This is a genomic window from Solibacillus sp. FSL K6-1126 (assembly GCF_038003445.1).
In the GTDB taxonomy this organism is placed as follows: Bacteria; Bacillota; Bacilli; order Bacillales_A; family Planococcaceae; genus Solibacillus; species Solibacillus silvestris.
In genome coordinates, this window is record NZ_JBBOPD010000001.1 from 1,588,030 (window position 1) to 1,601,531 (window position 13,502).

Annotated in this window: 15 protein-coding genes; 11 read left to right on the forward strand and 4 right to left on the reverse strand. The window is 37.0% G+C overall.

The window, feature by feature from the left end; genetic code table 11:
• Positions 1-19 precede the first annotated feature (19 nt).
• From MHH44_RS07665 to MHH44_RS07690, 6 genes are all read left to right on the forward strand, one after another.
• Positions 20-787, forward strand: coding sequence for a hypothetical protein (locus MHH44_RS07665; RefSeq protein WP_340798202.1), 768 nt, complete (start codon positions 20-22; stop codon positions 785-787).
• Between the two features lie 21 nt (positions 788-808).
• Positions 809-1,387 carry a GNAT family N-acetyltransferase gene (locus tag MHH44_RS07670; RefSeq protein ID WP_340798203.1) on the forward strand — a complete coding sequence of 193 codons (579 nt, stop codon included), beginning with the start codon at positions 809-811 and terminating at the stop codon, positions 1,385-1,387.
• 190 nt (positions 1,388-1,577) lie between these two features.
• Positions 1,578-2,648: a 3'-5' exonuclease gene (locus MHH44_RS07675; protein ID WP_340798204.1), complete on the forward strand. Its 1,071-nt coding sequence runs from the start codon at positions 1,578-1,580 to the stop codon at positions 2,646-2,648.
• Between the two features lie 103 nt (positions 2,649-2,751).
• Positions 2,752-3,588, forward strand: coding sequence for a type II pantothenate kinase (gene coaW / locus MHH44_RS07680; protein WP_014824241.1), 837 nt, complete (start codon positions 2,752-2,754; stop codon positions 3,586-3,588).
• Positions 3,589-3,725: 137 nt separating this feature from the next.
• Complete coding sequence (locus tag MHH44_RS07685; protein WP_014824240.1) at positions 3,726-4,124, forward strand: MarR family winged helix-turn-helix transcriptional regulator; 399 nt, start codon at positions 3,726-3,728, stop codon at positions 4,122-4,124.
• 5 nt (positions 4,125-4,129) lie between these two features.
• Positions 4,130-5,320, forward strand: a complete 1,191-nt coding sequence (locus MHH44_RS07690) for an MFS transporter (RefSeq protein WP_251688694.1) — start codon at positions 4,130-4,132, stop codon at positions 5,318-5,320.
• Between the two features lie 147 nt (positions 5,321-5,467).
• Here the strand turns inward: MHH44_RS07690 and MHH44_RS07695 are convergent, their stop codons facing one another.
• Positions 5,468-5,857 carry a reverse transcriptase-like protein gene (locus tag MHH44_RS07695; protein ID WP_339264201.1) on the reverse strand — a complete coding sequence of 130 codons (390 nt, stop codon included), beginning with the start codon at positions 5,855-5,857 and terminating at the stop codon, positions 5,468-5,470.
• 111 nt (positions 5,858-5,968) lie between these two features.
• On the opposite strand from MHH44_RS07695, the gene MHH44_RS07700 reads away from it, so the two are divergent.
• A complete protein-coding gene (locus tag MHH44_RS07700) occupies positions 5,969-6,160 on the forward strand; it encodes a zinc-finger domain-containing protein (protein WP_008404740.1) in 192 nt (63 codons plus the stop codon).
• Positions 6,161-6,470: 310 nt separating this feature from the next.
• Here the strand turns inward: MHH44_RS07700 and MHH44_RS07705 are convergent, their stop codons facing one another.
• Together MHH44_RS07705 and MHH44_RS07710 are read right to left on the reverse strand one after the other, a co-directional pair.
• On the reverse strand, positions 6,471-7,466 hold the full coding sequence (locus MHH44_RS07705; protein ID WP_008404739.1) for a YecA family protein: 996 nt from the start codon (positions 7,464-7,466) through the stop codon (positions 6,471-6,473).
• A gap of 234 nt (positions 7,467-7,700) precedes the next feature.
• A complete protein-coding gene (locus tag MHH44_RS07710) occupies positions 7,701-8,600 on the reverse strand; it encodes a DMT family transporter (protein ID WP_340734912.1) in 900 nt (299 codons plus the stop codon).
• A 227-nt stretch (positions 8,601-8,827) separates the two neighbouring features.
• On the opposite strand from MHH44_RS07710, the gene MHH44_RS07715 reads away from it, so the two are divergent.
• The 3 genes from MHH44_RS07715 (at position 8,828) to MHH44_RS07725 (ending at position 11,267) form a co-directional block, all read left to right on the forward strand.
• On the forward strand, positions 8,828-9,700 hold the full coding sequence (locus MHH44_RS07715; protein ID WP_014824237.1) for a LysR family transcriptional regulator: 873 nt from the start codon (positions 8,828-8,830) through the stop codon (positions 9,698-9,700).
• A gap of 14 nt (positions 9,701-9,714) precedes the next feature.
• Positions 9,715-10,377, forward strand: a complete 663-nt coding sequence (locus MHH44_RS07720) for a phosphopantothenoylcysteine decarboxylase domain-containing protein (RefSeq protein WP_065217160.1) — start codon at positions 9,715-9,717, stop codon at positions 10,375-10,377.
• 83 nt (positions 10,378-10,460) lie between these two features.
• Entirely contained in the window at positions 10,461-11,267 is an 807-nt protein-coding gene (locus MHH44_RS07725; RefSeq protein WP_008404735.1) for a VOC family protein, read from the forward strand.
• Positions 11,268-11,309: 42 nt separating this feature from the next.
• Here MHH44_RS07725 and MHH44_RS07730 read toward each other — a convergent pair whose 3' ends face one another.
• Positions 11,310-11,510, reverse strand: a complete 201-nt coding sequence (locus tag MHH44_RS07730; RefSeq protein ID WP_008404734.1) for a cold-shock protein — start codon at positions 11,508-11,510, stop codon at positions 11,310-11,312.
• Positions 11,511-11,699: 189 nt separating this feature from the next.
• On the opposite strand from MHH44_RS07730, the gene MHH44_RS07735 reads away from it, so the two are divergent.
• The gene (locus MHH44_RS07735) at positions 11,700-13,379 is read left to right on the forward strand and encodes a formate--tetrahydrofolate ligase (protein WP_340798205.1); all 1,680 of its coding nucleotides are present in this window, start codon (positions 11,700-11,702) and stop codon (positions 13,377-13,379) included.
• Positions 13,380-13,502 lie beyond the last annotated feature (123 nt).

The following is a 13,502-nucleotide window of genomic DNA, read 5'->3' on the forward strand; positions in this document are numbered from 1 at the left end:
AATATAGGAGTCATGCTATATGTATACAAAGAACGAAAGAGAAAATTATTTTCAAAATATAGTATCTAAGATTAAAGGAATCCAGGATGTGGAAGGCATTATCCAGTTAGGCTCTGGAACTATTGGCTACAGTGATCGATACTCTGATATTGATTTAATGATAGCAACGACAGAACAGGTAAGTTTGGCAAAAGATTTCATTAAAGCTGAGCTACAAAGGATGGGTGCTTTTTATATAAAGGAAGGAAAGTTCAGCGATGAGATTTTTTTACTTATACCTTTCTTTGAAAATGGACTAGAAATGAATTTATCTGTATTATCAACCACTCATCTGAATGTAAAATCCCCTTTATGGAAACTTGTTTTTGATCGTAATGGTGGAGTTCAGTCAAAAATGATTGAAGAAAATGAAAATTTTTTAAAGCAAGATCAGCCTTATATGAAAAAGTTCAATATTACATTTGAATATGCCTATCATTTGAGAAAGTTGCGTATTGAAGTTCGACGCGGGAATTTAATATATGCGATGAAGATGCTTGAAGTATTGCGGGAGTTGACGTTAACAGTCCAAATATTAAATGAACAAAAAAAGCTTCATCAATTTAAAGCCTACCATACATTAGAAAACGATTTTGTAACACAATTAATGGGTAGTTATCCGACATTAGTAGGCACTACAGCGATTGAGCAGGCTGCTTATACAGTAACCGAACTTTTTAAAAGTACAGTAATGAAAAATGCAATGTTCGATTATGACGAACAATTATTTGAAATTGCTGAGATTTGACCAAGTGAAAAGGAGAAATTTATGGAAGAAATAATAGTAGAAAACGACATCGTCAAAATAAGACCGGTCCAAATGAGCGATATTGAAGCTATTGCAAATGCTGCGAATGACGAGCGGATTTGGGAGCATATGTCGGTAACATTGCTTACGCAGGAAGCAGTTGAGAATTATATCGAAAATGCGATTAAAGAAAGAGAAAAAGGCATTTCGTATATGTTTGCGGTGATCGAGAAAAAAACGGATAACATTGTAGGCTGTACATCTTTTCTTGATATTTCATTTCCCCATAAACGGCTGGAAATAGGGGCTACGTGGTATAACCCGACTGTTTGGCGTTCAGCGATTAATACAAATTGTAAGTTTTTATTATTCCAATACTGTTTTGAAGTACTTAATTTAAATCGTATTCAAATTAAAACAGGGCACGAAAATTACCGTTCACAAAAAGCCATTGAACGCATTGGTGCAATAAAAGAAGGCGTTTTACGCAATCATATGATTCGAAAAGAAGGAACAATTCGTCATACCATTATGTATAGTGTCATTGTGGAAGATTGGGAAAAACTAAAAACCAGGTTCATTAATGGTTTGTTAAAATAAATTTGAAGGTTAGTTAATGGCAATGATAAGTATTTATAAGAAAATCACATTTTTTCGAGCCTTTTAACACGAATTGTATGGAATAAACGAACATTATCGTGTCATATCACAAATTTTCATATACAATAAAAGAGGTTAATCTTTAATAGGAATACTCATTACCTATTAAATATAGATATATTCGGTGTAGGTGAAAAATTTGGGACGAACGAAAACATATATAAGTATAGATATAGAAGCCGCCCTTATACGCGGTAAGCAGTATATTATTGAAATTGGTGCGGTTAAATGGTTGCCAGATGGTACAACAGAAACATTTACGCAGCTTATTCAGCCTTATAAATTCAAAAAGCTGAATGCGCATATTCAAAAGTTAACTGGTATTACTACAGAGCAGCTAGTTGATGCACCTTCTTTTAAAGAAGCTTTTACTAAATTTAAACGCTGGTGTAAGCAGGATTATGTATTTTTAACATTTGGTGAATTTGATCGGAAAGTATTAGAAGAAGAGCTGTCACGCAATTACATAAAAAACGATTGCTTATATCCAATGATCGATTTTCAGCAAAAATATATGATTGCAAACGGTTTAAAAGAGCAGCCTTCATTAGGCGGGTTAATGGCACAGCTTGGATTGGAAAATGAAACACAGCACCGGGCATTAGCTGATGCGGCAAGTCTGCTCTCAATCTTTGTTAAAGTGGATGGAGATAAAATCATTGAACAGCAGCAGACGAATGATTTTATTTTATTGCTGACAAATTTCAAAATGCTGGAAACGACATATGAGCTTGTCATTTCTGCGACAAATTGCAAAATCGAGGATAACGGGATAACGATTCAATCAATGGAAACTTTCCGTGATGAGCTTCCTTTTACTGTTCAAATGGTTGAACGTCAAGGAGAAGATGGGGAAATGATAACAGTGGAAAAAGTTTCGATTAAACCGAATGTGCAGGCAAAGCAGCTGTTGCAACAGATTTCCGAAAATATGTCCGGTAAAATTTTAATTTCACGAACGGCATTACGTTCAATGTCAAAAATATTGAAGTTACATCAAGTAACTTTACCAAAAACAGAAGTGATGACATTAGTAAATTTATTGAAAAAAGAAGAGATTATTGCAAGATTTAATTTGGATGATGAACCTACAAATACATACGAAGCAAGGGTTTTACGTTTACTTAATAAGTATGAGCATATGTTTGTTTCTGAGTTTTATAAACGGGCATTAATCGAGGAAAATATAATACAAGTATAATAAATTCTCCGTTTTTAGGAGAATTTTTTCTTTAATGCCGACTCCTATTACGTTATGATAGGGGGGGACGAATCACTCGTGGGATAATAAAGGAGATTAATTTATGTCAGCATGGATCGGAATTGATACAGGGGGTACGTTAACGAAGCTTGCCTATTTAGATGAACGTCAGGAGCTTAAATTAACGGTCTTTCCATCTAACGAAATGCATTTAGTAAAAGAATGGTTGGAAAATCATCCTCAAGTGGAAGAAATCGGCTTAACTGGAGGACGCACAGAGCAATTGCTGGACGTTTTAAAGACGATGAAGTCGATTGAATATATTGTAGAATTTGAAGCAACTTTAAAAGGTGTGCGCTATTTGCTGGAGAAAGAAGGCCACACAATTGATCAAAGTATCATTACAAATATCGGTACGGGTACATCGATTCATTATATGGATGGCAATACTCATGCCAGGGTTGGCGGTACTGGAGTAGGCGGAGGTACCCTGATTGGACTATCAACGATTATGACCGGAATTTCAGATTTTGATGAGATAAAAGCAAACGCTTTCAAAGGAAAGCGGGAAGGCATTGATTTACTCGTAAAAGATATCTATCAAGGAATGGATACACCGATTGACGGGAATTTAACAGCCAGTAATTTCGGAAAGGTCGGGATTACCGATCAACGTGAATTTGAACAAAATAATGTACTGGCAACAACACAGGGTCTCATCGGTGAAGTGATTTCCACGTTAAGTATTCAGCTTGCCGTACAGCATGAGACAGAGCATATCGTATATATAGGATCAACGCTGATCGACAATGAACAGCTTGTAAAGGTAATTGAACATTATACTATATTAAAAAAACATAAACCTATTTTCTTAGAGGATTGCGGATTTTCCGGTGCAATTGGTGCATTGTTGAATATTCGTGAGCACAGCAGAAAATAAAGGACAGCATTTAGGCTAGCAACATAGTTTAAATGCTTCTTTTTTGCCATTTTTATCTCAATTACTTTACTTAGGTTTTTAGGAAGCGTAGAATGGGAAAGTAAATTATTTAGTTAGGTAAATAAGGAGTGATTGCGATGAATCCGTTATTTCATATATTTTTTCAGCAAAATCGTTATTTAGTAAATCAGTTAAATGATGTTTTAAAACAGCATGGACTATTCAGCTCACAATGGACGGTTCTTTTTTTATTGCATCAAAACGGACCAATGACACTCACAGCTATATGGAAATACCTTGATGTAGAAGCGCCAACTGTTACGCGAACAGTCACTCGTCTGGAGACGCTTGGATGGGTGGAGAGAGTTCACGGAGCGGATAAACGTGAAAAAATGATTGATTTAACGACCAAAGCAATTGAACAATTTCCTCAAATAGAAGCATCCGTTGTTTCGTTCGAGAAAAAAATGACTGATAATCTGTCTGAGGAAGAACAGGTGCTCCTAATTCACTTACTAAAAAAGATGGAAGGTTAGAATAAATGGAGCTTCAAGAACAAACAAATAAAATTTTCACGAAACGATTTATTAGTCTATTCTTTACAAATATGTCCATATTCCTTGTGTTTTACGGATTAATCACAACATTGCCATTATATGCTATCGGCGAGTTAGGGAAATCGGATGACGATTCCGGACTCCTTGTCACGGTATTTTTAATTTCAGCGATTATCGTTCGTCCATTCAGCGGAAAACTGCTAGATCTCTTTGGCAAGAAGCGATTGTTGATTTTAAGTCTTGTACTTTACTTTGCATGCACAGTGTTGTACTTATTTTTTAAACCTTTTCTGCTTTTGCTTGCACTTCGTTTTTTCCAAGGGATATGGTTTAGTATTGCAACGACTGCATCGGGCTCTTTAGCAGCCGATATTATTCCGAAAAGACGTAAAGGAGCAGGATTGGGCTATTTTGCAATGTCTACGAACTTAGCTGTCGTATTCGGTCCTTTTATTGGGTTGCTCATTATTCAATATTCAGGATTTGATATGCTATTTATCGTATTATCTGTATTGGTAGCAATTGGCGGTTTACTGGCATTAACTATTCAAACAAAGGACTTGCCAAAACCAGTAGTAACAGACCGCAGCTTTAAATTTTCATTTAATGATTTATTTGAACGAAGTGCCTTGCCACTTGCCGCGTTAGCTAGCTTGATCGCGTTTTCTTATGCGAGTGTTCTGTCGTTTCTATCTCTGTATGCCGAGCAGAAAGACTTGCTGAGTGTTGCAAGTTATTTCTTTGCGGTATTTGCAGTTGCAATGATTTCGGTTCGTCCGTTTACAGGAAGAATCTATGATACAATAGGCGCAAAATTTGTTATTATTCCGTCCTTCTTTATTTTTGCATTAGGGCTGATTATTCTAGGGAATGCAGATCAGGAAATACCGTTCTTATTATCGGCAATCTTTATCGGTGCAGGGTACGGTACGTTAACAACAAGTTTCCAGTCACTCTGTATCCAGTCAACATCGATCCAGCGCAGCGGCTATGCAACGGCCACTTATTTTACGCTGTTTGACATAGGGATTGCTATCGGGTCATATTTATTGGGGATGGTAGCAGTGAAACTTGGCTATGAATTTGTATATTACATTGCGGCATTCATCATCATTGTCGTATTTGCGCTTTATATGCTGGTACTTAATCGTCAAAAACACAAAATTGAACAATAATAAAAACGATTCATCGTTCCTTAACTGGAATAGATGGATCGTTTTTTGCCACAATTAGTTTTAGGGATTTTTGAATATTGATTTGGTTGAAAATGAAGGATTTCTTAATAATTTTTACCGCTTATCAAATTGCTTCAGGGAAGAGCCCTAACTATTTTTCAATATGGCCTCACGTGCAAGAACATCTGCTGCTTTGTTTTCTTTTTCCGGAATCCATTTAATGAAAAATAGGTCAAATTGTTCGATCAATGAGAGGGCCTGCTCTAAATAAGGTTTGAAGTCCTCATTTTTCACATAAGCTTTGTCGATTGAGCTTACAACAATTTTTGAATCGGAGCGCACGGAAACAAAGGAAGAACCGATTTTCAATGCTTCTTCCAAACCACGTAAAAGCGCAGTAAATTCAGCCTGATGATTGTTCGTATTACCGATTGGTTCACTGATTTTTACATGCTGTCCTTCACCTTTTATAAATATTCCAATCCCGCTAGGACCTGGATTGCCGGCACTGGCACCATCTATATAGACTTCTAGCATAATTTCGCTCCTTTTATGTTCTGTTCATTTAAGTATAACAAATACATGTAAGTTGGAGAAAATAAAAAAATAGCGTACAATAGTATAACAAATTAATGGGAGGTACATGACTTGAATAAAGTAGATGTTATGAAAGATATTGATGAATTAATGGATATGTACTGTGCTGATTGTCTAGTCATTCAGGACCTTCGAAAAGAACGAGGTAAACATGGAGCACACCGTTTCTGCATTGAATCTTGTACGGTAGGGGAACAGCTTCAGTTTCTTGGAAAAGAGATAATGAAAGTTTCCGAAAAATAATAATTTTAAAACATTCTTCTTACTATTGAATAATAATGTTTTTTTGATATAATAATTAAGTATTTCTTATTTACCTAGTATAAATCTCTGGTACAGATTTATTCTTAATAGGTAAATACTTCAGCGGAGTGGTTACCGTTGAAAAATTTCTTTATTTTTTAATCCTTTTTTATTAAAAAGGGAGAGACAACTTGTAATGAGTAGCGCATAACTACTATATTACAAGTTGTTTTTTTGTGAATTTATTATGAAAAAAAGCATAATAAAAAGCTACTTTCGACGTCTCGAAAGTAGCTTTTCTGTTTTGTACTTAACTATTAACAAGTTGCTTTTCATTATAGAAAGCATTTAATTCCTGATAATATTTATTTAAAGAAGATGGGGAAACACTGAAGCTTTCGCCAATTTCTTTTACAGTGAATTTTTGATCAAATAAATCGTTCTCCTGACCAAATCTTACTGCACCGGCTGCTATCGCTCCCGCTTTACGTGCTGTAGGCTGCTTTTCGATTAAATAATCTTCAACCAACGCTACGAAGCTCTCATTATTAATCGCTTTTTCAGTCATGAATGCTTTTAACTGTTCGACTACTTCCTGCTCGAAAGGTGTAAATTCTTCCCCTTCATAGCCGTTTTCGACTAAACCTTCCCATAATAATAAATGGTTTTCTTTTGTGAATTGCTCAACAGGTAAACGACTTGTTTTGTACGCTTCTGTAAACTGTTCAAACGAAATCGCATGCTCTTTATGGAAGAAGATTAGTGTAGAGACAGCTAATACGTGGTTTTCCTTGTTTGAACCATCCGGTAATAAAAAGGCGAACACACGCATTCCTAGAGGGATTGATTTGTGGCTTTCTCGCTGAATATGATATGTTGTGCCAGTTAAAGCAGAGATAGCTGTAAAGTAATCATCTTGCACATCTTCGACAGTTCCGATGAAGAAAATCGGCTGTTCCCATGATTTCAATAATTCGATCATAGATGGGCGAAGTGCTTTCTTAGCTGTTTTTGCTAAGAAGTTTTGCCAAATATCAGGTCGTTGATGGAAGAAGTATTCGTCCAAAGCAACAGCTTCCACTAATTCCTTGTGTAATTTTTTTTCTAGTTTCGGTGCCCATGTACGAACCAATTCCATAAATTCACGGATATCTTTTCGTTCTGGGTAATTACTATAGAAAGTTTGTAATACGTTTTCGATTTCATCTTGGAAAACGTTTTGTGAAGTTACTTGATTTTTTCCTTCACAACATTTTTTGTATTTTTTTCCACTACCGCATAGACATGGGTCATTACGTCCAATCATTGTAACACTTCCTTTAATACAACTTTTAAATACTAATGTCGCAGTATTGCTACTAATAATAATAACGTCAGATTGTTATTATGAAAACTGATTATGTTTTTAGAACTATCAGAAAAATTGTTGCATTTTACATTATATTAAACTTTACATAAAAATAGAACAATAATAGAGTTAATTCTATCATTAATTTATAAAAAAAGAGACATTGCACGCTCGATGCGATGTCTCTACCTATTATAACGTAGTTTCAGAGTGAGTAGGTGCCGGAATTTTTTTCATTGCTATAAATTGTTCTAACTGAGCAACAGTATTGCCGATTAAAATAAATGCGCCACCAATCACAAGCTGTGCAGTCAATCCTTCGCCCAGGAAAATCATGGCGAAAAGAGCTGCGAAAATCGGTTCAAGTGAAAAGATTAACCCGGTATGTGTGGGAGAAGTATATTGTTGTACAACAGCCTGAGCAATAAAACAAAATGCCGTACAGATAATACCTAATCCAAGTACAGCAATCCAACCTGAAGAATTGGAAGGGAACATTGGAGATTCGAACATCATTGTGAACACTGCGCCAAACAAGCCGGCAATACCTAACTGATAGACACCATAAGAAATAGATTCAACATTTTTAGTAAATTTGCTGTTTAATATCAAATAGATTGAATAGCAAACTGCTGCAATCGCAACCAATAAATCTCCTGTCTGGAATGTCAGAGATTCTTTCAATGTCAGAACCGTAATTCCAATCATCGTAGCAACAACGGCAAAGCTCACTGCTCGCGAAGGAAGCCGTTTTTCAATGAAGCTTGTCATGATTGGTACTAATACAACCGTTAGACTTAATATAAAGCCTGCGTTACCTGCAGAAGTCGTCTTTAATCCTAATAGGGATAAGGCAAATATCGTGAACAATAAAAAGCCTTGTATCGATGCATATAAAATAGTTTTAATATTTACACGCAACATCTTCGGTAAAAAGATTAGCCCTGCAATGATAAATGCGATTAAGCATCGAAGTGCCACAACATTAAAAGCTTCCAAACTCTCAAGGCCCATGACCATGAATGTATACGATAGCCCCCAAAACATTGTAACAATCACCATTAAAATATTTGCTTTTCCTTGTAAACTCAAAGATGTCACCACATTTCTAAAAAGTAAGTTTTAAATAACCAGTAAAAATATGTATTATACGCCAAATTTAACTATAAGATTAATAGATTGAAAATGTTGTATCATCTACAAATCTGACCTGTTATAAAACAGTATAAAACACGATGTTGTGATTAGTAAAACGAATGTTTATAATGATTGATATGAAAATAATTCATGTTTAAAATTTATTAGTGGAGTGAATTATAATGAGTTTAGTAAAATACGAAATTTTAAATAAAGTGGCGGAAGTACATAGCTTTACTAAAGCGGCCTCTATTTTGGGCTTGACGCAATCAGCAGTAAGTCATGCGGTTTCAAGTTTGGAAAAGGAATTTGGATTTAATTTAATTCACCGAAATCGTACAGGTGTAACGCTGACTGAAGACGGTATGAAAATGCTATATGAAATGCGCAAAGTATTGTTGGCGGAGGAGCATCTGCAGCAGACCGCATCCAATATTATAGGTGTAAGCCAAGGGACAGTTCGAATTGGCCTAATATCGACGATTTCTACACATTGGATGCCGAACATCATTCATATTATGGATTCGCAGTTTCCGGGTATTCGTATTGAATTGCGCGAAGGGGATTATTATGAGATTGAACAGTGGCTATTACAGGGGGAAGTCGACTGCGGATTTTTAAATCGGACAAGCTCCAAACAGTTCGAGTTTATGCCGCTAAAACGCGACCCGCTGTTATGTATTGTGTCGTCGCATAGTCCACTATATGATAGAGCAGAGATCGATTTATTTGAAATTGAAGATACCCCGATTATAATGCCTTCCTATAAAGGAACAAATGATGTTATGACAACATTTGAGAAATATGGTGTATTTCCGAATATACGTTTTGAACTTTATGACGAAAAAGCCATCGTATCAATGGTAGAACATAATCTAGGTATTAGCATACTGCCTGAAATGGCGATTTCGATGCTGCCGGATACTGTAAAGGCACTGCCTCTAGTACAGGAAAGTTACCGGATCCTCGGTTTATCGACAAAGCAGAAGCTGTCACCGGCATCGCAAAAATTTGTGGAGATATTAAAACAGTGGCTGGAAAACGAAGAACACTAAAAGGGGAAACTACAATGCTGACAGGAAAAAAAGTATTAATAACGAGTGGCGGTACATTTGAAAAATGGGATAATGTCCGCGGCCATACAAACTTATCAAAAGGGACGATGGGGTGCTATTTAGCAGAAGCCGCACTTGAAAAAGGTGCGAGCGTCATATATATGCACGGTGTATTTACACAGCTGCCGGAACATCAAAATAAGATGCAGCTTATTAAATTTGAAGGTATTGAGGACTTAGGAGAAAAGCTGAAAACAATTCTTGAATCCGAGGAAATTGACTATGTCATTATGGCGGTGGCCGGCTCAGACTGGCTTATTGACAAAGTGTTCGATCAGCATGGCCATGAGCTGACGGAAAAAGGGAAAATGCCATCGGATGAACCACCGATTATCCATTTTAAAAAAGCGCCGAAAATATTGGCACAAATTAAAAACTGGGCGCCTGAAACAACATTAATCGGTTTTAAACTGGAAGCAACGGATGATGAAACGTATTTGTTGGAACGAGCTTCTGCAAGAATGGAAACGGCAAAAGCGGATTATATGGTCGCAAATAGTTCCAAATCTTTATATGGTGCGATGGAGCCTCACTATATTATTCATAAATCAGGGGAGACTGTTAAAGTTGATGGGAAAAAGAACGCTGCAACTACATTAATCAATGTCCTTTCTTAAATGGAGTTTGCTCATTTTCAATTATCTATATATGTTATAATTTAGAATATTTAATCTATTTTAAACTGAAATGAGGTTGAAGCATGTACCAGTTCGATCATCTCGTCCATTTTGTTTCATATCCAGAACAGACATTGTTAAAATTACAAGAAGAAGGCCTTCATGTAGTGCCGGGAGGAAGCCATGAAGCGTGGGGTACATATAATACACTAAGCTACTTTGATTTGGCTTATATTGAATTGATCGGCATTGAAAATGAAGAAAAGTTTCAGGAAGCTGCCAATAAGAAGTATTCATTACATGCAAGCTATAAAGAAAATCGCCGACGTGATGGATTGACGCGTTTTGCTGTTCGTACAACGACAATTGAACATGATGCGAAGCTATTTGCGCAAGCAGGTTTGGAAGTAGTTGGACCGGAACGTTATTCCCGAATACGGGAAGACGGCTCTGAAGTAAGCTGGCAACTGCTTTATATTGGTCATCCGAAATCGAAAATTGAATTTCCTTTTTTCATTCAATGGGATGAAGCAGATACACTTCGACGCAAAGAACTGACGGACCGCGGTATTATAGCGCAACATCCGTTAGGGAATTTAACGCTTCAGGCTGTCCATTTTGTTGTACCGAATTTTGATGCAGTGGAGCAAATTGCCCAACTATGTGGTGCGACAATTTTAAAAAAGGTCAATGAGGAAGAGAATGTAGAGTATTCAATTATTCTGCTTGATGAAGTGAAGCTTATATTTGTCAAGCCAATCGGTGATGGAGTCGCCTGGGATTATATGCTTGAACATGGCTACGGCATAAAAAAGGTCATCATATCAGGTGCGACAGAGCAAAAGCATTTTACAATTGATGGTGCACAATACGAAATTAATAAGAAATAAAAAAAGCTGTAAACGATGAAAATCTTTCGTTTACAGCTTTGTCTATTTTTTTATAACATTCGCTGCCTGTGGACCCCGGATACCATCGACTAAATCGAATTCAACCACTTGTCCTTCATCCAGTGAACGAAATCCTTCTTCTTGTATGCCAGTAAAGTGTACAAAAACATCTTCACCATCTGCAGATTCTATAAATCCATAACCTTTTTCATTATCAAACCATTTTACAGTGCCTTGGTGCATCCGCTTTCTCCTCCGATACTGTCAAAATCAATTGATGAAACATGAAGATTCCAGAATATTACGAATAAACTATATCCTATAAAGATAAGAACTGTCAATAATTTGTCGATTTACATCGCTTTTTATATTTATTAATTCAGACAAAACAGACTATAATAAAGTGACTACATATAGAAAGCAGGGCAAAGCATGACAACAACTACGAAAAAACCATTATCAGATATTGAAATAGCCAACAAAGCGACAATGAAGCCAATTTTGGAAATTGCTGAAAATGCACAAATTCCATTAGATGCGGTTGAACAATATGGTCGCTTTAAAGCAAAAATTGATACAAGTAAAATTAGTGGTGAAGCAACGGCGAATGTGGTGCTTGTAACAGCGATAAGTCCTACACCTGCAGGAGAAGGGAAATCAACGGTAACAATCGGTTTGGCGGATGCATTGCACCAATTGGATAAGCGAGTAATGGTCGCTTTACGAGAACCTTCATTAGGACCGGTAATGGGTGTAAAAGGCGGTGCTACCGGCGGCGGTTATGCACAAGTATTGCCGATGGAGCAAATCAATTTGCATTTCAATGGCGATTTCCATGCAATTACGACTGCGAATAATGCATTATCTGCATTGATTGATAATCATATCCACCAAGGGAATGCATTGAACATTGATCCAAGACGAATTGTCTGGAAGCGTGTACTGGACTTAAATGACCGTGCACTGCGCCATGTAACGGTCGGGTTAGGAGGTCCGATGCAAGGCGTACCTCGTGAAGACGGATTTGATATTACAGTAGCTTCTGAAATTATGGCCATTTTCTGTTTGGCGACAAGCCTGAAAGATCTGAAACAGCGTTTAGCACGCATTGTAATCGGTTATACGTATGATCGTAATCCGGTAACTGTAGGTGATTTAGAAGTAGAAGGAGCACTCGCTCTTATTTTGAAGGAAGCAATGAATCCAAACTTGGTTCAAACAATTGAAGGCACACCGGCCCTGATCCACGGTGGACCATTTGCCAATATTGCCCATGGATGTAATTCAATTACAGCAACGCAAACAGCACGTAAACTTGCGGATATTGTAGTAACAGAAGCAGGATTTGGTTCCGATTTAGGGGCGGAGAAGTTTTTAAATATTAAAGCACGTGAAGCAGGATTTAAACCGAGCGCTGTTGTTATTGTTGCGACAATTCGTGCACTAAAAATGCATGGCGGTGTAGCAAAGGCTAACTTAGTGGAAGAAAATGTGGACGCATTAAAACAAGGTATTGCCAATTTAGCACAGCATATAGCCAATGTTCGTAACTTTGGGTTAGAGCCGGTAATTGCCTTGAATCGTTTTATTACGGATTCTGAACAGGAACTGAAAGCAGTTTTACAATGGGCCGCAGCAAATGAAGTTCGGATTGCCCGCACGAATGTTTGGGAAGAAGGCGGTAAAGGCGGTATTGAGCTTGCCGAAAAAGTACTCGAAGTAATTGAACAGCCGAATACTTTCCACCATTTATATGATTTGCAAGAAACCGTGGAACAAAAATTAACGAAAATTGTACAACAGGTGTATGGTGGTGCAGGTGTGCAATTAACGGATGCTGCGAAAAAACAGTTAGCAGTCATCGAAAAAAATGGGTGGGACACTCTGCCGATCTGTATGGCGAAAACACAATATTCATTATCGGATCAACCAAGCTTAGTAGGCAGACCAACCGATTTCGTTGTTACAATTCGTGAAATTCTTCCGAAGTTAGGTGCAGGATTCCTTGTTTGCTTAACTGGGGATATTATGACAATGCCAGGCTTGCCAAAACAGCCGGCAGCACTGGATATGGATGTGGCTGAAGACGGGAGTGCACTTGGATTATTTTAAAATGAAAATATATAGCGACCGACAAGAAATTGCTGTCTGAGGACAAAAAAACGCCTGAGCGATTAATAAAAGTAAAAGAAACGTATTCGTTTGATTATTCATTCGAATACGTTTCTTTTATTT

What these genes read in the sequence shown, in the direction of transcription:
- MHH44_RS07665 (WP_340798202.1), top strand. Translation starts at nt 20, where the DNA reads ATGTATACAAAGAACGAAAGAGAAAATTATTTTCAAAATATAGTATCT.
- MHH44_RS07670 (WP_340798203.1), top strand. Translation starts at nt 809, where the DNA reads ATGGAAGAAATAATAGTAGAAAACGACATCGTCAAAATAAGACCGGTC.
- coaW (WP_014824241.1), top strand. Translation starts at nt 2,752, where the DNA reads ATGTCAGCATGGATCGGAATTGATACAGGGGGTACGTTAACGAAGCTT.
- MHH44_RS07685 (WP_014824240.1), top strand. Translation starts at nt 3,726, where the DNA reads ATGAATCCGTTATTTCATATATTTTTTCAGCAAAATCGTTATTTAGTA.
- MHH44_RS07690 (WP_251688694.1), top strand. Translation starts at nt 4,130, where the DNA reads ATGGAGCTTCAAGAACAAACAAATAAAATTTTCACGAAACGATTTATT.
- MHH44_RS07695 (WP_339264201.1), bottom strand. Translation starts at nt 5,857, where the DNA reads ATGCTAGAAGTCTATATAGATGGTGCCAGTGCCGGCAATCCAGGTCCT.
- MHH44_RS07705 (WP_008404739.1), bottom strand. Translation starts at nt 7,466, where the DNA reads ATGATTGGACGTAATGACCCATGTCTATGCGGTAGTGGAAAAAAATAC.
- MHH44_RS07715 (WP_014824237.1), top strand. Translation starts at nt 8,828, where the DNA reads ATGAGTTTAGTAAAATACGAAATTTTAAATAAAGTGGCGGAAGTACAT.
- MHH44_RS07720 (WP_065217160.1), top strand. Translation starts at nt 9,715, where the DNA reads ATGCTGACAGGAAAAAAAGTATTAATAACGAGTGGCGGTACATTTGAA.
- MHH44_RS07725 (WP_008404735.1), top strand. Translation starts at nt 10,461, where the DNA reads ATGTACCAGTTCGATCATCTCGTCCATTTTGTTTCATATCCAGAACAG.
- MHH44_RS07730 (WP_008404734.1), bottom strand. Translation starts at nt 11,510, where the DNA reads ATGCACCAAGGCACTGTAAAATGGTTTGATAATGAAAAAGGTTATGGA.
- MHH44_RS07735 (WP_340798205.1), top strand. Translation starts at nt 11,700, where the DNA reads ATGACAACAACTACGAAAAAACCATTATCAGATATTGAAATAGCCAAC.